Genomic DNA, 22,927 nt, shown 5'->3' with positions numbered 1-22,927 from the left:
TTAAATTTATGGAAATTATTGACTTAGGCAGAAAAAATTTTTGGGAGACCTATTTGTTACAAAAGTTTTATATTGAAAGAAGAAAAAATAATGAGATAGATGATTTATTAATTTTGGTTGAACATCCGCCGGTTATCACACTTGGTCGAAATGGTAAGATAGAAAACCTTCTGATTTCTAAAGAAAAATTAAAAGAGTTAAATATAGAATTTTATCAAATTGAAAGGGGAGGAGATATTACTCTCCATAATTATGGTCAATTAGTTGGCTATCCGATTTTTTATTTAAAAAATGGTTTTTGGGATATGAAGAAATTTATAAATAAAATTGAGTGTTTGATTATCCAAGTTTTAAAGTATTTTAACATTAATGCCGAAAAAAAAGAAAAATTTATTGGAGTTTTTGTGGAAGATAGAAAAATTTGTTCCATTGGAATGGCAATTGATAAAAATGTTACTTTCCACGGATTTGCTTTAAATGTGAATAACGATTTAGGTTATTTCCAACTAATTAACCCCTGCGGAATAAAGGGATTAAAAATGACCTCAATAAAGGAAGAGATAAAAAAAGATATTACAGTGGAGGAAGTAAAAAGAGAATTGATAAAAATTTTTAAAAATGGCTTTTGATTATTCTAAAGAAAATTTATTGTTTTTAATAAATAATTATTTTGAAATTTATCAAGTTAGCGAAAAAACTTTTGTCGGTAAATTACGGGAGCCTTGGGAGATTAATTTAAGAAATTTAAAGATGGCTTTAGAGCCTTATGGTTATATTCCTTTCTTTTCCAAAAGGAAAAATTTTCACATATTAACTTTGGCAGAAAAAATTTATAAAGAAGAAAAAAAAGAGAATTATTGGATAAATTTAATTTTGTTTCTTTTAACCCTTTTAACTACTTTATTGGTTGGTTCTTTTCATCAAGGTGGTAATCCCTTTTTAAGAATTACTGATATTTTTTTGGGAATTCCTTTTTCTTTTTCTCTCTTAGCAATTTTAGGTTCCCATGAATTGGGACATTATTTTATAGCAAAAAGAGAAAAGGTTTCGGTAAGTTTGCCTTATTTTTTACCTGTTCCTCATCCCTTGATTGGCACAATGGGTGCCTTTATTAAAATGCGCTCAATTATACCTTCCAAGAAATCTTTAATTAGAGTGGGTATTGCTGGGCCTTTAACCGGCTTTTTAGTTGCTTTACCAATAACCTATTTTGGTCTAAAACTTTCTAAAATAATAAAATTAGAAGAGATAAGATACGGTCTATCTTTAGGAAATTCGATTATCTTTTCCGCATTAACAAAAATTGTTTTTAAAGATATTCCCCAAGGATTTGATATTCTTTTACATCCAATGGCTTTTGCTGGTTGGTTAGGATTTTTTGTAACGGCTTTAAACCTTATTCCTTTAGGACAATTGGACGGTGGTCATATTGCCTATGCTCTCTTTGGTCGTTTTAAAGTATTTATAATTGTTGTTTTGGGAATTCTTATCTATCTTAGTAGATATTGGCTTGGTTGGTTATTTTGGGTAATTATTGTCTCTTTACTTAGTTTAAAACATCCACCGGTTCAAGATGAGATTACGCCGTTAACAAAGAAAGACATATTATTAGCAACTTTGGCTTTAATAATTTTGTTGTTAACGTTTCCACCAAAACCCTTTGGAACAATGTAAAATGAAAAAAAAGATTTGTGCTCTTTTTCCTGGGCAGGGTTCTCAATATGTGGGAATGGGAAGAGACTTATATGATAATTTTCCGATAGCCAAAAAAATCTATGATGAGGCTTGTGAAATTTTAGGATTTGATATTAAGAAAATATCCTTCGAAGGAAATGAAGAAGATTTAAAAAGAACTTCTATTACCCAACCAGCGGTTCTTCTCCATTCAATTGTTTGTTTAGAATTATTCAAAACTTTTAAAAATGAAAAATTTGATTTAGTAATGGGACATAGTTTAGGAGAATACACTGCTTTATATGCCAGTGGTGTTTTTGATTTTTTCACAGTATTAAAATTGGTTAAAAAAAGGGGAGAATTAATGGAAAAGGCAGGAAAGGAAAGACCAGGAACAATGGCTGCGGTTATTGGTTTGTCAGAAGATAAAATAAAAGAAGTGTGTAAAAAAGTTTCAGGTATTTGTGTACCGGCAAATTTTAATAGCCCTTCCCAAATAGTAATTGCTGGCGATGTTTCGGCTGTAAAAGAAGCCTATGAGATATTAACAAAGGAAAAAGCAAAAGTTATAATGCTACCGGTTTCAGGTGCTTTTCATTCGCCATTAATGGAGCCGGCTTATTTAGAGTTCAAAGAATATCTTTTCCAATTTAATTTTAATGCTCCTCAAATACCAATAATTATGAATGCTACTGGCGAACTTTGTAATGATGTTAATACAATTAAAAGAAATTTAGAAATCCAAATTATTTCGCCAGTTTTGTGGAAAAAAAGCGTAGAGACAGCGATTAATTATGGTTGCGAGACTTTTTACGAACTTGGTCCGGGAAAGGTTTTAACCAGTCTTGTTAAAAAAACAGAAGAAAAAGCAGTGGTATATAATTTGGGCAAAAAAGAAGATTTTTCATCTAATTAATTGGTTTATCTTTATTTCCTAATTATTTTTCTTATTTTATTTTCTACCCTTTCACCCACTGTTGGTTTAATTGATTGTGGAGAAATCATTTTTGGTATTCACTATTTAAATATCTTACATCCTACTGGTTACCCATTATTTACTTTATTAGGTAGAATATTTTCTTTTTTACCTTTTTTAGAACCAGCTTTCAAAGGAAATCTCTTTTCTTTTTTGTTTGGTTTTTTTACGATAATACTTTTATATTTTTTAATTAAAAAAATTACCCAAGATAATATTGTTTCTTTAATTTATGTTACTCTTTTTTCTTTCAATAATCTTTTTTGGTCAATAGTTAACGAAATAGAAGTCTATTCTCTAACTGCTTTTTTTCTGGTGTTATTAATATATCTGTTTTTAAAAAAAGAAGAGAAAAATATTTTTCTCTTTATTGCTTATGTTTTAGGAATATCTTTAACCCATCATTTAATGTTACTTTCAATAGTTTTGCCAATGATACTCTATTTTATTTTAAAAGAAAAGAAAAAACTTTTCTTATTTATTATTTCCTTTCTTATTGGTTTTTCTCTTTATTTTTATTTGCTAATCAGAGCAAATTCAGACCCAATATTTAATTGGGGAAATCCCAAAGATTTTTTACGACTTTTCTGGCATATTAGTGGTAGACAATATCGGGTTTGGTCTTTTTCTTTGCCTATTAATGAAGTTATAAAAAATTTTGTTAACGAAATAAGTTTCCTAATTAAAGAAATGATTTATATTTATTTTCTTTTCGCAATCATTGGAATTTATTTTCTTTTTCAAAAGAATCGGGAATTAGCCATAATTTTAATTATTACAATAATTATTGGTATTTTGAATTCCATAAATTATAGCATCCCTGATATTCAACCCTATTATTTACCTGCTTTTATTCCGTTGATTATCTTCTCTTCTTATGGATTTTCCCATATTAAAATTTTTTCTCAAAAAATTATAAGATTTTTGATTCTTTTTATCACCCTTTTGATATTATTGGTTTTTAATTATCCCAAAAATAATAAGAGAGATTTTTATTTGGCTTATGATTTTACTTATAATGTTTTAAATTCTTTGCCGAAAAATTCTTTAATATTAACTGATTGGTGGGATTTTTACTCATCCTCATTATACTTTCGTTATCTTAAAAATTTTCGTAAAGATTTAATTATTATTGATAAGGAACTTTTGAGAAGGACTTTTTATTTAGAGTATTTAAGGAAAACCTATCCTGATTTTATAAGTAAAATAAAAAGGGAATTGGAAGAATATGAAAAATATCTTTATCAGTTTGAATATAACAAATTAAAAGAGCCTTGGGGAATTCAAAATGCTTACATAAATTTACTTATAAGTTTTATTGAAACCAAAAAGGAGAATGCTTACCTTGTGTATTTAAATTTAAACGACCCCGATTTAAAAGCTTTTCTCACAAATAAAAAAGTTATTCCTTATTTTTTAACTTTCCAAATTAAAGACACTTTGGAATGCCAATATTATGATTTTAAAAATTTATATTACCGAAAACCAAAGAAGATTTTAGATGAACGAGAAAATTTGGTTATTGATTATTATAAAAAAATGGTTAATGCCAATATTTATTTTTTAGAAAAATTAGGAAAAAAAGAAGAGATAAATGAACTTAAAGAAGTACTTAAAAAATTTTAACTGGGGGACAGGGATTCGAACCCCGACCATCTGATCCAGAGTCAGATGTCCTGCCAGTTAGACGATCCCCCAATTAGTAAATTTTAAATAAATAAATATTTTTTTCAAGTTTTTTTCTAAGTATTTTTGATTTTTAAGAATTAATTAATTATAATTATTTATTATGATTAATTTTTCTCTTTATCGAAAGGAATTTCCGATTTTAGAGAAGTATATTTATCTGAATAACGCTGCTTGTGGCCCAATGCCTCTACGAACCAAAAAGGCAATAGAGAAGTGGCTTGATAAGTATGTTTATGAAGGAAATATTGAATGGGAAGAATGCGAGAGATTATCAGAAGAGACAAGAGAAATCGTTGCTAAGTTTTTAAATGCTAATAAAGAAGAGATTTGTTTTAAAAGAAACACCAGCGAAGGAATTTTAACGGTTCTAAGTCTTATTAGGTTTAATAAAAATGATAATATAATTATTGCGAAAGATAATTTCCCTGCAAATTTTTTGCCTTATCAAAATTTTGATAAAGTAGAAAAGAGATATATTTCAATCTTACAAGGCGACATTCTGAAACAAATTAAAAAAGTATTTAATAGGAAAACAAAATTGATTGCTTTGGATTGGATACATTTTCTTTCTGGTTATCAAATTCCTTTAAAAGAAATAAGTAATTTTTGTAAAAATTATGATTGTTTTTTATTGATTGATGGAATTCAAGGAGTTGGAGCATTAGAAATTGATTTAAAAGAGATAGATATTGATTTTCTTGTCTTTGGCGGCGGTAAATGGATTTTTCTGCCACAAGGCATTGGCGTATTACATATTAAAAAGGAAACTTTAAAAAAATTAAAAATAGAGCTTATTGGCTGGTTAGGATACGAATGGAAAGAATTTAATAAAATATTTGCCAAAAAAAGATTGAAAAAAAGTGCTGATAAATTAGAAGAGGGAACAAAAAATTATTTAGGGATTATTGGTTTAAAAGAAAATATAAAATTTTTGAATGAAATTGGAATTAAAAATATACAAAACTATCTTTTATTTTTAACTAATTATTTAATCGAGCGATTAAAAGATTTAAATTTTAATATCTTAGAAAGAAATAAAGGAAGTGGCATTGTTGCTTGTAAAAGAAAAGATAAAGAAAGCAAAATTTTTTATCATAAGATTTTAGAAAAAGGTTTTAAAATTTCTTTAAGAGAAAATTATTTAAGAATCTCTCCTCATTTTTATAATACCAAAGAGGAAATAGATAATTTAATTGAAACATTAACTTTTTTAATAAAATGAAATATCTTTTACCGGAAATAATTCATAAGATAAAAAGATTGGATTTAAAAGCAAAATTAGTTGTGGAAGGTTTTCTTTCTGGTTTTCATAAGAGTCCCTATAAAGGCCAGTCAATAGAGTTTGCTGATTATCGTCCTTATTTACCTGGTGATGAGCTTAAAAAAATTGATTGGAAAATATTTGCGAAAACTGATAGATTTTGGGTTAGAGAGTATGAAGAAGAAACCAATTTACGAGCCTATCTCCTTTTAGATAATTCAGGTTCAATGGCTTATAAAAGTTGGGAAATAAGCAAATTTGAATATGCTTCTTTTTTAACTGCTTGTTTTGCCTACTTATTATTTAAGCAACATGACAGCGTAGGAATAGCCATTTTTAATAAAAAAGATTATCAATATTTTCCTCCACAGTGTTCTAAATTTCATTTATCAAAAATATTGAAGATAATTGAAGAGGTAAAACCAGAAGGAGAAACAGATATTTTAAAAAGTTTAACTGAAATTGGGAAGAAAATAAAAAAAAGAGGATTAATTATTGTTTTTTCTGACCTCTTTGATAACCAAGAGAATGTACTAAAAGCATTGAAAAATTTGCGTCATAAGAAAAATGAAGTTTTAGTTTTTCATATTCTTGATCCAAACGAGATAAATTTAGATTATAACGAACCATTAATTTTTAAGGATTTAGAAACAAAAAGAGAAATCACTTTAGACCCAAGGGGAATAAAAAAAGAATATCAAGAAAATTTGAAAAATTTATTTCTTCATTATAAGAAAGAGTGCGCTGCTCATTATATCGATTATAATCTTATTCTTACCAATATGCCTTTTGATTTCGTTTTCTTTAACTATCTAGAAAAAAGAGCAAGAATTAGATGAATTTTTTTATTCCTTTTTTTCTTTATCTTTTACCATTGGCCTCTTTGCCATTACTTTTACATTTCATTTTTCGCTTTCAACTTAAAAAGATTGATTTCTCTTCTTTGTTTTTTTTGATTGATTTTAAAAAGGAAAAATTTAATTTTTATCGGTTAAGAGACATTTTATTGCTCTTTTTAAGGACTTTCTTTATTACTTTTTTGATCTTGAATCTAAGTCGACCATACTTTATTAGAAAAGGGTCCTCTATTTTAAAAATTTTGCCTCAAAAGGCAGAAAAGATTATTCTTATTTTAGATGATTCCTACAGTATGGAATACGAAGATAATTTTGAAAAAGGGAAAAAGATTCTAAAAGAAATTATTAAAAATCTTTCTCAAAATTCAAGAGTTACAATTTTATTAACCAGTAGGAAAAAGATTATAGAAAATGAAAAAGTGACAAATATTTCTGATAGGGTAATTGAAGATTTGAAAATTTCTTATGATATTTCTTATGCCCAAGAAATTTTGGAGGAATTAAAAAATTTAGAGGGTGAAATTTTTTTAATTACTGATTTGCAAGAATATTCTTATTCTTTTCTGAAAAATTTTAAAGGTAATTTTCAGTTAAAAATTATTGATTTGGGAAAAGATAATTTTAAAAATTGTGGAATTATTGGGCTTCGTTTCTTGCCTTCAAGAGAAGATAAGATTAATCTACAAATAAAATTAATTAATTATTCTTCTTCTCCTGTAGAGGTTCCCTTTATCCTTTCGATAGAAGATTTTAATTTCAAAAATTTTTTAACTCTTCCCCCTGGTATAAAAGAATTTAATTTAGAGATTCCTCAAAAATCCGCTCAAGGAATAATCACTGGCAAAGTTGAAATTGAAGAAGAAAATCTAAAAAGTGATAATGTTTATTACTTTGTTTATGATAAAACAGAACATTTTCCTATCTTAGTTATTTATGAAAAAGAGGGCGATCTCTTTTATTTAAAAAAACTATTTTTATCTAGTAAAGATTATCAAGTAGATTATGTATCTTTAGGAGAAATAAAGAAGGTTTCCTTTTCTTCTTATTCTTTGATTCTTTTAGTTAACCCTTCTAAAATTGATCAATTTTTAAAATGGCAACTGTTAAATTATTTAAAAAATAATGGAAAAGTTATTTTGATTTTAGGTCAAAACTTAAAAGAAAATAGATTAAATGAAATTTTTGAAACTTCCGAAATTTGGGAAAGAAAAGAATTTTTGGTGATTGATAAATGGGAAAAAGAGCATTTTATTTTTCAAAACCTCCCAGAAAAGACGATCAAAGAGCCAAAGTTTTATCGAATGATTCCTTTAAAAGGAGAAAATTTAAAAATATTAGCGTATTTCAATAATAATTTTCCTTTTCTTTTAGAAGACACTTTGAATAACTTGATGATTTTTACCAGCAATTTTTCGGACGGTTACACTGATATGCCAATGAAAATATTATTTTTACCATTAATATTTCGAACAATAGAATATTGTAAGATTAAAAAGAAAAATAACTTTTTTGTTGGTGAAACAATAATATTAAATTTTAATTCCTCCCAGATAAAAATTATTACTCCTTTAGGAAATTTTTTAAGAAATACGGAAGTAGAAAAGGGGATGAAGATTATAAAATTTTCTGAAACAGAAATACCGGGAATATATCAATTTGAAGATAAAAAAATTTCAGTGAATGTTCGAGGAGAAGAGGGTAATTTAAAAAAAATAAATTTAAAAGAAAATAATAATTTAAAAATAATAAAGGGAGAGGTAAAATTAGAATATGAATTAACCTATCTTTTTTTATTTTTGGCTCTTTTAATCTTTGTGATAGAGGCAATTCTTATTTTAATTTAATCTTCTTTTTCTGCTAATTGTTTGAGATACCGAGCATATCGATTCATAAAGGTTTCGTCTTCTAAAATTGCTACCCTTTTAATAATTACTCGGTTTCCTTCACCGACAATTTTCAATCCATAAGTTTCGTGTCCTGGTTCCCGTACAATCCATTCTATTCCCATACCTGGTTCTTTTGAAGGAGAATATCCTTTACCTGTTTCGTTCTGCAAAAATTTAGCAATTTCCCAACTTAATACCTCTATCGCTTCATTAAGGGATATTCCTTCTTTTAAAAAAAGAAGAATTACTTCGCCTCCGTACTCTCTAATGTCATCTAATCGAGTTTTTTTTAAATCAAAATAATTTCTTAAATCCATAATATATTATTAACTTAAAAATCATTAAAGTCAAGACCAAAAAGATAAGCATATATCTTAGTAGAATCAATCATATTTTCGATAACCGAATATTCGTTTGGTTGATGGGCGACACCAGCAATTTTTCCCCAAACGACAGGTTGGAATCCTTTTTTCCGAAAGATCGCTGCTACTGTTCCACCACCAATACCAATTAATCGAGGATTTTGGTTTAAGACATCTTTAATCGCTTTTTTAAGAAATTTTACAGTTGGTGCTTCTTTGTTAGTTTTAGGAGCTACTTCTTCGTGGTGAATAATTTTTAAATTTATTTTCACCTTGTATTTTTCTTGCCATAAATTTATTACTTCTTTTAAATAATTAATTATTTCTGAAAAATTATAATCAGGAAGATAACGACAATCAAAATAAAAAACATCTTCTCCGGGAATGGTGTTAATGTTGGAGATATTTTTTTCTTTTTTTGTGGGTTCAAAAGTTGTTATTGGTGGTTCGAATAAAGAGTCTTTTTTACCAAATTTTTTCTCAAAGTTTTCTACTAAATAACTGATTAAAAGAGCACCAATTTTATGAGCATTTATTCCTTTATGTGGGGTAGAAGCATGAGTTTGTAAACCAATGATTTCAAATTTTAACCATATTATTCCCTTTTCAGCAATTTCAATAGCATCTCCCTTTTCACTGCCCGCGTCAGGAATGATAATTATATCTTCAGTATTAAAGAAATTAAAATTCTCTAAAAGATATTTTATTCCAAAATTACTTCCTGTTTCTTCGTCGCTCACGAAAAGTAAATTGACTGAATAACTAGGAATTAAATCTAAATCTTTTATTACTTTTAGGGCAAAGATGGAGGAGACCATTTCCTGCTGATTATCCTCCGTTCCTCTTCCGTAGATCTTTCCATCTTTTACTATTGCTTTAAAAGGAGGCGTTTTCCATAAGTTTTCATTACCCGCTGGTACAACATCTAAATGGGTAATAATCCAAATTTTTTTGTCCGATTTTCTGCCCTGATAAAAAGTAAGGAGATTGGGTCTTATTTTACTTTTTACCCGTTCATCGACAGCATTATACTCTTCTACTGAAAATCCCCATTTTAATAATTTTTCTTTCAAAAATTTTGCTTTTTCGTATTCACCTTCTCCACTATTTTCCGGACCAATTGCTGGTATTTCAGTCAGTCCTTTTTGTAATTCGATCATTTCTTCTTTATATTCTTCAATTTTCTTAAATATTTTTTCAATCTCTTTTTTTCCCCACATAATTAAATGATAGTTAAATTTTACTTATTTGCAATTTGACGAAATATTTCTTTTTGATATAATCTAAAAATGGAAAAAGAAAGAGTCTGGGTAGAAGTTAACTTAGATAATCTTTTATCTAATCTTTTAGTTATAAAAAAAATAGTAAAAAATAAAAAAATTCTTTTAGCAATTAAAGCAGATGCTTATGGATTAGGGGCATGTGAGATCGCCCAATTTTTGGAAAATAAAATAGATATGTTAGGAGTGGCAAGTGTTGATGAAGGAGTAATTTTAAGGGAAAAAGCAAAAATTAAAACACCAATTCTGATTTTAAGCCCAATACCTTATAAAACAATTCCTTACTTATTTGAATATGATTTAATTCCTAACGTCAGCGATACTGGATTTTTAAAAGAATTAATCAAATATGCGCAAAATAATAATAAAAAATTAAAAATCCATATTGAAATTGATACTGGAATGGGGAGAACAGGTTTTTTTGTAAAAGAATTCGAAAAAATATACGAATTAATTAAAGAACAAAATTTTTTAGAAATAGAGGGAATTTTTTCCCATTTCCCGGTGGCTGATAGCGATATTCTATTTAGTGAAAAACAATTAGAAGAGTTTTTAAAATTAATAAAAAAATTAAATCTACAAAAAAAGATTCTTCATATTGCAAATTCCTGCGGTGTATTAAATATCCCCCAATCTCATTTAGATATGGTACGACCTGGTTTAGTGGTGTATGGAATTCTTTCTAATGGCGTTAAAAATGAGAAAATAAAAAAATTGATCAAGCCGGTAATTTCCTTAAAGTCACGGATCGTAAGTCTCAAATATTTTAACGAAAAAATGAGTATTAGTTACGGCCGCACTTATTTTACTTCTAAACCGACATTAATTGGTGTTATTTCCTGTGGTTATGGCGATGGTTATCCTTATCAACTTTCTAATCGTGGAGAAGTGTTAGTAAAAGGTAGAAGAGTAAATATTGTTGGTAGTGTGTGTATGGATTTAACAATGATTAACCTAAATAATTTTTCAGATGTGAAAATCGAAGAGGTAGTTACTCTGATTGGTAAAGAGGGAAAGGAGGAAATTACTGTGAATGATGTTGCTTTATGGGCTAATACTATTCCCTACGAAGTTATCACTCGTTTAAGCCCAAGAGTACCAAGAGTTTACTTTAAAAATAATCAGATTTGGAAAATCAAAAAGTTTAATTTGACTTTTTGAGAGTTTTTATTAATATATTATAATGAGAAAAAATGGGCGATTAGCTCAGCGTTGGTTAGAGCGCTTGCTTGACATGCAAGAGGTCACCCGTTCAAATCGGGTATCGCCCATTTTTTCTTTTAATTTTTTAAATAGATGGTTTCCGAAATAATTAAATTATTATGGGAGCTTCAACAAGTCGACAATGAAATAGATTATCTCTCTAAAAAAGCAAATCAGATTCCTGAAAAAATTAAAGGTTTAAATCTTTATTTGGAACAGAAAGTAAAAGATTTGGAGCAGAAAAAGGCAGATGTTATTAATTATAAAAAGGAATATAAACTTGCTGAGGTTGATCTGAAAACTTGCGAGGAAAAAATTGCCCAATATCAGATTCAGTTGTATAGCGCCAAAACTAATGAGCAATACAAAGCATTTCTAAAAGAAATTGAGAGCCAGAAAAAGTTAAAAAGCGAGATTGAAGATCGAATGATTGAACTTTTAGAAAAAATTGAAAGTAACGAAGAGGATATTAAACAAAAAGAAAAAGAGATCGAAATTATAAAAAAAGATACTCAGAAAAAAATTGAAGAGCTTAAAGGAGAAGAAGAAAAAATAAAAGAAGAAATCAGAAAAAGGGAAGAAAGAAGGAAAGAATTAATAATGGCTTTACCGACAAATTATTATTCAATTTACGAGAAAATTAAACAGCGAAGGAATGGAATTGCTGTTGCTAAAATAGAAAATGAAACTTGTAGTATTTGTTTTAATCCAATTCCTCCTCAAATAATTATTGAAATAAGAAAGAATGAAAAAATTCATTACTGCGATTATTGCGGTCGGATATTAGTAGTTATTGAATAAATGCCCTTAACACAACTTTTCAAAAAATATTTAATGTATTTAGGAATATTAATGGGAACTTTTTTGCCTCGTTGGTTTTGTTTGATCTTGGCAAAAATTATTGGTTACAGTTGTTTTCGGCTAATGAAAAATCAAAGAAGGAGAATGATGAATAACTATTTTCATATTTTTGGAAAAGAAATTGGAGAGAGAAAAGCAAGAGAACTTACTAAGAAACTTTTTATAAATTTAGCAATCTGTATTGCCGATTTTTTAAAATCACCAAGTTATAAAGACCGCCATTTTTTCTCTTTAATAGAAAATCGAGTATCGGCTGATTTTTTTCGGGACGCCAAAACAAAAAAACTAATTTTGGCTACTTTACATTTAGGTAACTGGGAACTGGGCGGTATTACTTTATCAAGAATGGGATTAAATTTTTCTTGTTTAATTGAAGTTTTGCCTTTTGGTATGAGCAATGTTTTTAATTGGTTAAGAAAAAAAAATTATTTAAAGCCAATTCCCTATAATTCAACAAAAGAAATAATTAACTCTTTAAAGAACGGTTATAATTTAGCAATTCTTTCCGATCGTTCATTAAATCGGCAAGGTTTATTGTTGCCTTTAGGTAAAGGGAAAAGAATTTTTCCTAAGGGTTCTGCTTATTTAGCACAAAAATATAAAATTCCTTTATATTTTGGTTATTTTGTTTTAAAAGAAAAAGATAAAAAATATTTAATGATGGATGAAAAAATAAAAACGGAATATAGCGAGAATGAAGATTTTGAAAAGGAAGTCGAAAGATTAACAAGAATTATCGCTCAAAAAATAGAAAAAGCAATAATAAAATATCCTACCCAATGGTTTGTTTTTCAAAGTGATTTTATAAATGAAGAAGATTAAAGTAAAAATAAAAAGAATCACAGATTTGCCGTTACCTCAATATCAAACACCCGGTGCTTCCGGTGTAGATTTATATTCAGCAGAAGATAAAATAATTAAAAAAAAATCCTTTGATATTGTGAGAACGGGAATAGCCATTGAGATTCCTGATGGTTACGAAGCTCAAGTAAGACCGAGAAGTGGTTTGGCAAAAAACTATGGAATTGGAATTTTAAATAGTCCCGGAACAATTGATGCTGATTATCGAGGAGAAGTTATGGTAATTTTATTTAATTTTAGTAACAGAGATTTTAAAATTAAAAAAGGAGAAAGAATTGCCCAATTAGTTTTTTCGCCAGTAGTGAAAATTGAGTGGGTAGAAGTAAAAGAATTAAAAAAAAGTAAAAGAGATAAAGGTGGGTTTGGTCATACGGGAAAATAAATGGAAGTTCTTTTAGTTTCTTCGGCTTTTTATCCTTATCCTTCGGGGATTTCGGAGCATGTTTATCATTTAGCCTGTGAATTGAAAAACCTGGGTCACAATGTAAAAATTTTGACAACAAATTATCCTAAATTATGGGAGGATAAACCGATATTTGATGTAGAAGTTATTCGGTTTGGTAAAGTAATTTTTTTACCCCTTAATAAGTCTTTTGCTACTCTTCCTTTCAGTCTGAAGATGCCAACTTTGGTTAAAAATTATTTAAGAAAAGAAAATTTTGATATCATTCATATGCATGGTTGTTTTCCACCGGAAATTGGTTTTTGGGCATTACATTTTTCAAAAAGTGTTAATTGTGTAACCTTTCATACTGTCGGCTTTAAAAAATTAAATTTTTTAAAGATTTTTACTCCTTTGTATAAAAAATATAATAATAAAATAGATGGCAAAATTGCTGTCTCGGAAATAGCAAAAAAATGGATTGAAGAATTTTTGCCTAATAATTTTCGAATTATTCCTAATGGAGTAGATTTAAAAAGGTTTAATCCGGATAATAGACCTTTTTTAGAATATAAGAAATATTTTCCAGTAATTCTTTTTGTTGGTCGTTTAGATAAAAGAAAGGGAGCAGAAATAGCAATAAGAGCTTTTAGCAAAATCTATTCTTTTTTCACTAATCCCAAACTTTTAATTATTGGTAAAGGACCAGAAGAAAAAATGTTGAAAGATTTGGTTAGAGAGTTAAATATTGAAAATCTTTGTGATTTTTTAGGCTATGTAAAAAGAGAGGATTTACCAAGATATTATGCCAGTTGTGATATTTTTGTTGCTCCCGCCTTGGGTGGTGAAGCCCAAGGAATAATTTTATTAGAAGCAATGGCAACAAAAAAGTTAGTGATTGCTTCTGATATTGAAGGATATAAAACAGTAATTAAAGATAAAGAAAATGGATTACTATTTAAAGCGAATTCTTTTGAAGATTTGGCTCAAAAGATTTTATTGATATTAGAAAATAAAGAATTAAAAAAAGAGATTGAACAAAATGCCTATTTAACCGCTCAAAATTATTCTTGGGAAAAAATTGGGAAAATGGTTGAGGATTATTATTATTATTTAATTAACTTAAAAAGGTTGAAAAATAAGGGATAAAAAGATTTTTCTTTTTCCAATTGGGTAGTCTAAATCATCAAGAGTATAACCAAACATCTCAGCATACTCCTTATTAAATAGATTTAAAATCGCTGCTTCTAAATTTAAAAACTTTGTTAATTGGTAACTTATTTTTAAGTCAAAGGTAAAATAGGAAGGAAGAGATTTGATTTCTTCTCCATAATAGTTTATCTTTTTTGTTCGGTAATAAGTAAAGAGAGAAAGATTAAGATTTTTTAATACTGAATAATTAAAATAAAAGGAATTGGTGAACTTAGGAACATAAGTAAGTTCGCGTTTTTGGAAAAGGGTATCTTTTTTTATCTCTTCGTTGCCATTAAGAAGAGTTATGTTTGATCCAATTACTAAATTGGCAATGTTTATTTTGAAGGTGATTTCCGTTCCGTAAATAAAACTTCTATCTAAATTGAAAGGAGTATATTTGGTCATTGTCTGATCGAGAGACCAGCGGATAAGGTCTTTTATTTTTTTAACAAAAGGAGTCACCGAAATATTATATTTCTCTTGTAAGATTTGGTAATTCACTTCTAAAACATTAGCAATCTCTTTCTTTAAATCTGAGTTGCCGGATAGATAAAAATTGGGAAAAATTTCGGTTTTCGGCCAATATAGGTCATTAATTGCTGGTGCTTTAAAGGAGTTTCCAAAATATAATTTTAACAATTGATTCTTATGGGGATAAAGAATTCCAAAACTATAACTTAAAGGTCTACCAAATTCGTAATCATCTAATCTAATGCCCAACTCAATAAATAACTTTTCGAAAACTTGATGTTTTAAATTAGAAAATAAGGAGAAGGGAGTTCGGAAAACTTCAAAAGGAGAGCGGCTTTTGTATTTTACATTTTCCCATTTAATATCTAAACCAAAATTAAAATTATTCTCCTTACCAAAAGGATAAGAAATTATTAAATTAGTGCCGTAAACAGTATTTTTTAGCGAGGTGGTTTCATAAGAGGCAAAATTTGTTTTTTGATAGGTGCTATAAATTTGATAGTTAAAAGAAATAATATCTTCTAATTTGGGTGAAAAATTCAAGTTAAAAAAGTAAAAAGTATCTCGTTGTCGGTCAATTTTTGAGTAAGATAAGGAATCACCAAGAGGAGGAATATAATTGGGATTAGGCTTTGGTCCAGGAACGCCAATTTCTCTTAAGGTAAAACCGCTGCTTAATTTAAATATTTCTGATATCTTTGCAAGAAAAGTAAGATTATAAAATTTTTGGTCATCATTTGTTCTTATCCCGTTAGTCTTAAATTGCTCTCCGTTTAAAGAAAATAGAAAATCTTTTATTCGCCAACCGGTTTTCATTAATAATTGATAGGTTTTAAAATTACCGTAAGAAATTTCTGCTGTTAGCGGTTTTTCTTCAATCATCGGAAGGAAATTAATAGCACCATTTAAAGCATTTGTACCATAAATATTAGAAATAGGACCTTTATAGATTTCTATCTTTCTAATCAAACCAGAAGGCAGAAGTCCTAAATCAGCAGTTTGGGAAGAAGGTTGATTTAAAGGTAGATTATCAAAGAGAATTAAAGTATGGGAAGAGTTAGGATTTCCTTGCAAAGAAATTCCGGTTAATCCTTTAAAGAAAGAATAGGAATTAAGACTAACTCCGGAAAAGTAGTTAAGAATATTTTTCTTTTCAACTGTTGGGAAAATTTTTAATGTTGGCTCGTCAATAACGGTAATCGGTAAAGAAAGGGTAAAAAGATTTTCTTTTATCCTCTTCGCATACACATAAACGGTTTCTGTTTGATAAACCTGGGAGAAAATGAAAGAAAAATTAATAAAAATTAAAAGAAAATAAAGGCTTTTTTTCATCTTTCACCTCCTTTCCCTGCCAGGAGGGAAATAGTTTCTCGGGCTTGTGACAGGTCTCCTGACTTGCAACCATTCCTATCCCGCCTTCCCATCGGCATAAAACCGACAGTGGCATTTGGGATAGGTTTTTCGGTTGCTCACAGTGGGCAGGACCGTGGCGGATTTTCACCGCCTTCCCTGACACCAGAAAATCTGGTGCTCCGCTTATGCGGACTTCACAAGCCCAATAAATATAATCCTCAACCATTTTCCCAAAAATAAATATTTTAAAGAAATAATTTTAAAAATCAAGGAAAAAAAGTAAATGTGCTAAGAGATAATTACCAACTTAATAAGAGTATTAAGATAAAAATACCTTGAAGTTATTTAAAAGAATTCCCTTAAGACAAAAAAATCTTTTACTTATACTCAAAGAATACCTAAAATATCCTGAATAAAAGTAACATTTTATTATGTTAGGTTATCGTTCTCTTGACTATTCTCATCTTACAGCCTTATTTATTATATTTGACTTTACTTTTCTTTCTATCTAATGAGGGAGTTCTGTCTACATAGTCCAACATCCAGGGGTTATTTAAGCACTATGAAATTCTTAAAAATCCGCTTATTTATAAGGCCATTAATAAGATTATTGTTATTCGCCTTAATAAAGTTATTGTTATTACCATTAATAAAAGTATCATTATTAACACTAATAGAGTTAAAAATATTCCCGTATGATACACCTACCCCCTATTACCCCCTCCATTAGGTTTTTTCTTCTTCTGTGCAAATTTTTTCCCATTTTTTAATATATTTCTATTAAGAATTTATAACATTCTATAAACATAACTAATACAAATATAGTCAAAAATTTTAAAATGTCAAGGGAATAATATTAAGTTAAGGAAATTATCGGAATTATTTAATAATTTCTTAAAATAATAAGAAAATAAAGAAATTAAAAAAGAGAAACCAGACTTAGAGAACTTCTAAGAAAATCGCATAATTCCACATTACAGAACTTTTAAAGAAATCCAAAGAGAAAATACTGGAATTATATAAGAAAATTAATTGGGTAAGAAAAAGGATTGTTTTGGGATTTAATTTAAACAAATGGACGGTAAGAAATGTATTCAGGCAGAGTGGAATAAAGAAAAGAAAAAGGGTTTTATTCCGACATCTTGGAGTTATTAAAAAAGCCTTCTACTTACGTCCAAGTAAATAGTAAGGATATTTTCTCTTCTTAAACTGCCCAAATACCAATGGAACATTTAGTTATAATTTAAATCAGAAAAATGGTTGTTTTATTGTGGGATTAATAATGTGGTTAAGATGCTGGAGAAATAGATAAAGAAGTATCTTATTAGAAAGATTGTTAAGAGAATAGGCGGAGATAATTTCCCATAAATTGTCTCCTTTTCTAAAAGAAGCACAAAAATAGCAACTTGATTATAGTATGAATAATTTAAACTTCTTTAGAAAACTTACCTCTTTAGGATTAACTCATTTAGATGAGAATTTTGCTAATTTTCCGGTTGTTATTTTAGATTATTATTCTCCTGATTATTGTCACCTTATGGTTGGTAACGATGTCTTAATCAATTACAAAGAATATAGAATAAGAAATTTAGATTAATTTTTAGTAAAAAAACTATTAGAAACCAGTAAATTGAAAAATATTTAAATTTTGCTGATCTCAGAAGACAAAGAGATATTAAAAACTATTAATCAACATAAACGATTAAAAAGTTGCTTGGCAGACAAAGGTTTTATAAAAGATAACGAAATCCAAGATTAATCCTTTTAACACCCAAGAGCAATTTTGTTGTTTTATAAATCTCGTAAGGATTACCAATTTTTCTTTCATAAATTTGATATTTTGTTATAATTTGACTTTCTAAAAAAATCTTTATTCGCCTTTTTAATGAATAATTCATTCCTAAACCGAATCTTGCTTCATAAATAGGTCCACAACTTCTTATATCTTTTTTTGGTTTATTAAAATATTGCTCATAATTAAATCCAAGGTAAGGGAAAAAAGAAAGAATTTTTGTGATAGCAATAGTATAAAGGAAATCACAATCAAGATTGGAAAAGAAATGAAAACTTCTTCTTTTGCTAAATTTGGTATAAAATCTTAATTCAAAAATTTCGCTTCTAAAAGAGAGATTTTTAAAACTTAAAAGTACTTCGCCACTAATTCCTAAATAGGGTTCGTAAAAAACGGTGTAGTTAAAGAGACCGGTATCAGATGAATACCAATCAGTAATGGAAAAACGAGAAAATTTTAACCCCCCTTGTAATTGTAATTTAGCAAAAAGAAAAGAGAAAAAGAGAATAATAGAAATAAAAATTTTCATAATGAAAAACAAAGTCCCAAATTAATTCTTTGTACACCAATTGTCTCCACCAGCCAGCTATTTAGTAAACTTGCCCAAATGATATCCCTTTCATAAATTTGATATTTTTCATATGTTTGAACTTCCAAAAAAATTTTTCTATTTTTTTTGAAACGATAGATTAAACCCATACCGAGACGAAATTCAAAAGCAGGATGAAAAATTCTTATATCCTGGTAATCTTTTCCCCAATATTTTTCATAATTTAAACCGCAGTAAATTAACGGTGATAATTTACGACTAATTGGTAAGAGGTAAATAAAATCGCAATCTAAATGAGAAAAAAGATGAAAACTTTTACCTTTTCCTAATTCGGAATAGGTATAAAATCTTAATTCCCATAGCTCAAGCCGAAGGTATAAATTTTTTAAAAGCTCATAGCGCAATTCTCCGCTTAAACTAAAATAATCCTCATAAAACACAGTATAATTATAAGCGTTAGTATCACCAGGCCAATGAACTTCATACCAATGAAGACCAATATAATAAGTAGATTTTACTCCAAATTCAATTTTTTCATTAGCGAAAGAAAAAATTAATAATAAAAATATTACCACTCTGCACCTACTAATGTTCTAAGAGGAGAATTATAAGGGCCGTTCCACCTATGAAAACCTTCTTGGCCCCAATGAAAAACAGTACTTTGTGGATATGTAGCACGATATACGCATTTAATACTCCATCCCCATTTTCTAATTGGACCAGAATCATAAACCAACCATCCGTTCCTAGAAGTATATCCTCTTAACCATAATCTACCCGGCCACCATTCTCCATAGGTTTCAGAACCACAATATATACATTTTAAAGGAGTTTGTGAGACATATGTACCTCGTATCCAAGAGACAGCCCATTTGTCGCCTTGGTATTGCCTTCTATCTTCTACATAAAAATCTAATTCTCCTAAAGAAGTTGTATCCTGTGATTCGGACGGCGATAAAATACCCATATTATGTAATTCCTCTAATGTTACATATCTAAAACCCGCAGGAATTTCTAAAAATGAAGTATCCTGAGAAGATGTAATTACCTCAATTATTGCCACAACGTTGGTTATCAAACCACTTTCGTATTCCTCGTTAGGAAATTCTTTAATAAAATAAAAAATAGTATCTTGTGGCAGTGTTTGCTGTTGGGCACTCAAAGACAAAGAAAAAATAAACCCAAAATTAAAAAATAAATTTTTAATCATTCTCTTCATTTCTCCTCCTTTTTATTTTGAAAATTTTTCCTTTGATTTCAATAATTTTTAACATATTTTAGCATAAATTACTTATAACTCCTTATAATTATAATCACAAAAAAAAAGTCAATAAAATAAAAAAGTAAGTGGTGAAGAAAATCTGCTGACAAAAATAATAAAAACATTAACATAGCTGTTTGGATATTTTGCTAATTTTTGATTATTGTCACTTTATAGTTGGTAACCAAGTACAAATTTTTAAAGGAATAAAAAAATAAAAATAATAAAAGACTTGCACTCCTACGAAACTAATTGCCTTTTACAACGGGAAATTAAAAGAGGCGATAGTATATTGATTGGTTAGAAAAAGAAGTAAGTTTAATAGGTTAATACTACCTTTTCCTTAATCTTTTTCTTATCGGTTTCAATAAGAATAAAATATATACCTTTTTTAATTTTAAATAATGGAATTTCCCTTTTATTTTTAATTATCTTTAAAATCTGTCCTAAGGAATTAAATATTGAAATATTTACATTTTGAACTTTTTCGAACTCGTCTCCTAAAATTAATAAATTATTTTTTATTTTTATCTTCTTTGATAAAAAAGATTTTTTTTGATTTATATGAGAACCTGTATATTCAAAAATAGCGATACCACCAGCATCGGCAATACAAATTTTTCCTTCATTATAAAAAACCATTTGTGCCCATTCAAAAGTTCTATGGAAACCGCACAATTTTGGTCTTTTGGGGTCAGTTATATCGTAAACCAAAACTCCTTTTGGTCCAGCACTTATAAAGGCAAGGTCTTCCGATATATCTATTCCCCACGCCCTAACCTCGTAAAATTGGTTAATAAGAGTATCATAAAACACTAAAACAGGATTTGTTGGTTCAGAAAAGTCAACTACTCCAAATCCAGTAACTTCCACGAAATAGACATAGGGAAATCTAAATTTTAAACTATATACCGCGATATCAGGGGTTCTAATTCTACTTACTAAAACAGGATTTGTCGGGTTAGAAATATCTACTAAAATAACTCCTTCGCTCCAACCAGCGATAGCACAATACTTATCTGAAATTGAAATCTTTCCAGGATAAGGAAGAGAACAAGTAGCAACTATTCTTGGGCGAGAAGGCTCGCTAATATCAAATACCCATAAATTATATTTCCTTCTCATATAATTACTATAAACAAAATAAACATAATTTCCTTTTTTATCCACTCCTTTCCCCATTCCAGTGGTTTCAAAATAACCAATTAATCTTGGATTTTCAGGATCAGTAATATCAAAAATTTGAAAAATCCTTTTTTTATTAGTGTAACTCCGACCTGCGGTATATAAAAAATTACCATCCACTTTAAACTGTAAATAATGAACGGTATCTTCTTGCCAAGTGCCAGTCAATCTAATTTGGGAAGGCTCAGAAATATCAAAGATACTGATCCCGTCTGCAGGAAGGTGTGATGTATAGATAAAATTTCCACAACCTGAAATTTCCCAAGTAGACAAAGGGAAATCTCCAAAACTATCTAACACTACCGGAGTACTTGGATTACTTACATCTAAAATAATAAACTTACTTCCAAAATCATGGATCATACAAGTAAAACAAAGATTTCCTTTCGCTCCAATTCCCCAAAAAGCAGGATCGATTTGTGAAGGAGGAAGATATCTTCCCAATAACTTCAAACTCTCTGGTCTTGAGATATCAATAATATTTACTGCTGTGGGATAAACAGTTAAAAGATAGGCGTAATTGTTATTTACTGCCATCGTAAGAGCATTACTTCCCACATCAATACGACTTACCAAAGTAGGATTAGAAGGATTAGAAATATTTAGAACCAAAAAACCACCGCCTGCTAAAACTTCTTGAAAAGAAGTAAAGGCTAATGTATCTCTTACATAAACATCTTCACAAGTAGTAGGAAGAATATATCTTCCCACTTCATAAGGTTGGGAAGGATTTTCTATATTTATTATCCTTAAGCCACCCCACCCATTTGCTAAATAAGCATAATTCCCTGAAACAAAAAGAGAATGCGCGACATCATCGGGAGTATAATAATGTCCGATTTCTCTTGGATTATGAATATCTGAAAAATCAATTATTACTAACCCTCTTTCACACGCAACATAGGCATATCTTCCATTAAACCGAACAGAATGTGCCCTTCCTAAAAGTCTATAATTAGTGTATCTACTTATAAAAATCGGATTTCTTAAATTAGAAATGTTATATAAACCAATACCCCAACGATTTTCAGGAATACATAAAAGAGTTTCATATACCGAAAAAGAGTTAAGGCATATCCCTAATGTTTGAAATTCACCGATTTTTTGAATGGAACGGGGATTGCTAATATCAAATATATAAAAACCACTGCCTGAACCTACATAGGTTATACTTTCAGAAATTACCTCTCCCGGAAAATAAGGTAATCCAAATCCCCATTTCCCTAAAAGTCGAACATTCCAAACATTAGAAGTATCATAAAACAAAAGTAAAACAATAATTAAACTCATATTAAAATTATAAATAAATTTTAAAAGTTATCAAGGGAGCCAAGCAGAACAACTTGGCTCCCCTCCTTATTTCTACCACATTACTGTCTGGGTTAAAAAGCAATTTACATGTATTTGTATACGCTCGTGATATCGATCGGTCTTATAAACAGGCGAAAATTGATAACCTTCTGCCCAATCAGGTTTCCAGGGTTCATCAACCGGAAGTTCTACATAGTAAGCATGACTCTCGTCTGCCGGTAGCCAACGAAAAGCATAAATATAATACTCATAACCATAAGGAACGAAAATTCTTCTATCATAGGCAGCAAATCGTCCCTCATTACTATAATAGGGCCAAATAGGCTCTCCTTGTGGATTTCTCTGACACCAAAAGGAAGTATGAATCCATCGTATTATCCCTGAGTCCTCTACTGCTTGTGCTTTTACCCAACACCAATGGGCAGGAGATAGGGTATCTAAAAGATAGGTTTTTACATATATACCATTAGGGGCTGCTTCAAATTCTTCGCCAGTGATAATCACATTTCCTTGTTGGA

Annotated in this window: 21 protein-coding genes, 2 tRNA genes and 1 riboswitch; of the genes, 14 read left to right on the top strand and 9 right to left on the bottom strand. The window is 28.9% G+C overall.

The window, feature by feature from the left end:
* Positions 1-8: 8 nt before the first annotated feature.
* The 4 genes from lipB to ABIK75_00165 are packed head-to-tail and all read left to right on the top strand — an operon-like array spanning position 9 to position 4,276.
* A complete protein-coding gene (gene lipB, locus ABIK75_00180; protein MEO0089515.1) occupies positions 9-629 on the top strand; it encodes a lipoyl(octanoyl) transferase LipB in 621 nt (206 codons plus the stop codon).
* Complete coding sequence (locus ABIK75_00175; protein ID MEO0089514.1) at positions 619-1,674, top strand: site-2 protease family protein; 1,056 nt, start codon at positions 619-621, stop codon at positions 1,672-1,674. The genes lipB and ABIK75_00175 overlap by 11 nt, the downstream gene beginning before the upstream one ends.
* Position 1,675: 1 nt before the next feature.
* Positions 1,676-2,590, top strand: coding sequence for an ACP S-malonyltransferase (gene fabD / locus ABIK75_00170; protein ID MEO0089513.1), 915 nt, complete (start codon positions 1,676-1,678; stop codon positions 2,588-2,590).
* The gene (locus ABIK75_00165) at positions 2,591-4,276 is read left to right on the top strand and encodes a DUF2723 domain-containing protein (GenBank protein ID MEO0089512.1); all 1,686 of its coding nucleotides are present in this window, start codon (positions 2,591-2,593) and stop codon (positions 4,274-4,276) included. It abuts the gene before it with no gap.
* Here ABIK75_00165 and ABIK75_00160 read toward each other — a convergent pair.
* Positions 4,277-4,348, bottom strand: a tRNA-Gln gene (locus ABIK75_00160).
* A 91-nt stretch (positions 4,349-4,439) separates the two neighbouring features.
* On the opposite strand from ABIK75_00160, the gene ABIK75_00155 reads away from it, so the two are divergent.
* The 3 genes from ABIK75_00155 to ABIK75_00145 are packed head-to-tail and all read left to right on the top strand — an operon-like array spanning position 4,440 to position 8,301.
* Positions 4,440-5,561 (top strand): aminotransferase class V-fold PLP-dependent enzyme, encoded by a 1,122-nt coding sequence (locus ABIK75_00155; protein MEO0089511.1) that lies wholly within the window; start codon positions 4,440-4,442, stop codon positions 5,559-5,561.
* Positions 5,558-6,439 (top strand): DUF58 domain-containing protein, encoded by an 882-nt coding sequence (locus tag ABIK75_00150; GenBank protein MEO0089510.1) that lies wholly within the window; start codon positions 5,558-5,560, stop codon positions 6,437-6,439. Before ABIK75_00155 ends, ABIK75_00150 begins: the two co-directional genes overlap by 4 nt.
* Positions 6,436-8,301: a BatA domain-containing protein gene (locus tag ABIK75_00145; GenBank protein MEO0089509.1), complete on the top strand. Its 1,866-nt coding sequence runs from the start codon at positions 6,436-6,438 to the stop codon at positions 8,299-8,301. Before ABIK75_00150 ends, ABIK75_00145 begins: the two co-directional genes overlap by 4 nt.
* Here the strand turns inward: ABIK75_00145 and ABIK75_00140 are convergent.
* Both ABIK75_00140 and ABIK75_00135 read right to left on the bottom strand, forming a co-directional pair.
* Complete coding sequence (locus tag ABIK75_00140) at positions 8,298-8,660, bottom strand: hypothetical protein (protein ID MEO0089508.1); 363 nt, start codon at positions 8,658-8,660, stop codon at positions 8,298-8,300. The two genes, ABIK75_00145 and ABIK75_00140, sit on opposite strands and share 4 nt — an antisense overlap.
* 14 nt (positions 8,661-8,674) lie before the next feature.
* On the bottom strand, positions 8,675-9,925 hold the full coding sequence (locus tag ABIK75_00135) for a M20 family metallo-hydrolase (GenBank protein ID MEO0089507.1): 1,251 nt from the start codon (positions 9,923-9,925) through the stop codon (positions 8,675-8,677).
* Positions 9,926-9,994: 69 nt separating this feature from the next.
* Between ABIK75_00135 and alr the strand changes: the two genes are divergently transcribed.
* The 6 genes from alr to ABIK75_00105 all read left to right on the top strand — a co-directional run bounded on the left by alr (position 9,995) and on the right by ABIK75_00105 (position 14,441).
* A complete protein-coding gene (alr, locus tag ABIK75_00130; GenBank protein ID MEO0089506.1) occupies positions 9,995-11,146 on the top strand; it encodes an alanine racemase in 1,152 nt (383 codons plus the stop codon).
* A 34-nt stretch (positions 11,147-11,180) separates the two neighbouring features.
* Positions 11,181-11,256, top strand: a tRNA-Val gene (locus tag ABIK75_00125).
* Between the two features lie 25 nt (positions 11,257-11,281).
* Positions 11,282-11,989, top strand: a complete 708-nt coding sequence (locus tag ABIK75_00120) for a C4-type zinc ribbon domain-containing protein (GenBank protein ID MEO0089505.1) — start codon at positions 11,282-11,284, stop codon at positions 11,987-11,989.
* Positions 11,990-12,871: a lysophospholipid acyltransferase family protein gene (locus ABIK75_00115; GenBank protein ID MEO0089504.1), complete on the top strand. Its 882-nt coding sequence runs from the start codon at positions 11,990-11,992 to the stop codon at positions 12,869-12,871. It abuts the gene before it with no gap.
* Positions 12,858-13,292, top strand: coding sequence for a dUTP diphosphatase (dut, locus tag ABIK75_00110; GenBank protein MEO0089503.1), 435 nt, complete (start codon positions 12,858-12,860; stop codon positions 13,290-13,292). The genes ABIK75_00115 and dut overlap by 14 nt, the downstream gene beginning before the upstream one ends.
* Entirely contained in the window at positions 13,293-14,441 is a 1,149-nt protein-coding gene (locus ABIK75_00105) for a glycosyltransferase family 4 protein (GenBank protein MEO0089502.1), read from the top strand.
* Here ABIK75_00105 and ABIK75_00100 read toward each other — a convergent pair.
* The gene (locus ABIK75_00100) at positions 14,415-16,289 is read right to left on the bottom strand and encodes a TonB-dependent receptor (protein ID MEO0089501.1); all 1,875 of its coding nucleotides are present in this window, start codon (positions 16,287-16,289) and stop codon (positions 14,415-14,417) included. The two genes, ABIK75_00105 and ABIK75_00100, sit on opposite strands and share 27 nt — an antisense overlap.
* Positions 16,290-16,319: 30 nt before the next feature.
* Positions 16,320-16,524: riboswitch (cobalamin riboswitch) on the bottom strand.
* Between the two features lie 1,203 nt (positions 16,525-17,727).
* Here ABIK75_00100 and ABIK75_00095 point away from each other — a divergent pair.
* A complete protein-coding gene (locus ABIK75_00095; GenBank protein ID MEO0089500.1) occupies positions 17,728-17,907 on the top strand; it encodes a hypothetical protein in 180 nt (59 codons plus the stop codon).
* Positions 17,908-18,040: 133 nt separating this feature from the next.
* On the opposite strand, the gene ABIK75_00090 is transcribed toward ABIK75_00095, so the two are convergent.
* The 5 genes from ABIK75_00090 to ABIK75_00070 all read right to left on the bottom strand — a co-directional run.
* On the bottom strand, positions 18,041-18,631 hold the full coding sequence (locus tag ABIK75_00090; protein ID MEO0089499.1) for a hypothetical protein: 591 nt from the start codon (positions 18,629-18,631) through the stop codon (positions 18,041-18,043).
* Positions 18,628-19,227, bottom strand: a complete 600-nt coding sequence (locus ABIK75_00085) for a hypothetical protein (GenBank protein MEO0089498.1) — start codon at positions 19,225-19,227, stop codon at positions 18,628-18,630. Before ABIK75_00085 ends, ABIK75_00090 begins: the two co-directional genes overlap by 4 nt.
* Positions 19,221-19,871, bottom strand: coding sequence for a hypothetical protein (locus ABIK75_00080; protein ID MEO0089497.1), 651 nt, complete (start codon positions 19,869-19,871; stop codon positions 19,221-19,223). The genes ABIK75_00085 and ABIK75_00080 overlap by 7 nt, the downstream gene beginning before the upstream one ends.
* Before the next feature lie 360 nt (positions 19,872-20,231).
* Entirely contained in the window at positions 20,232-22,388 is a 2,157-nt protein-coding gene (locus ABIK75_00075; protein ID MEO0089496.1) for a T9SS type A sorting domain-containing protein, read from the bottom strand.
* A 72-nt stretch (positions 22,389-22,460) separates the two neighbouring features.
* A partial coding sequence (locus ABIK75_00070) for a hypothetical protein (GenBank protein MEO0089495.1) occupies positions 22,461-22,927 on the bottom strand: 467 nt, incomplete at its 5' end.

This window comes from candidate division WOR-3 bacterium, assembly GCA_039801725.1.
Lineage (GTDB): Bacteria > Hydrothermota > Tepidihabitantia > Tepidihabitantales > DTDR01 > DTDR01.
This window is presented reverse-complemented; position numbering and strand designations above follow the sequence as displayed.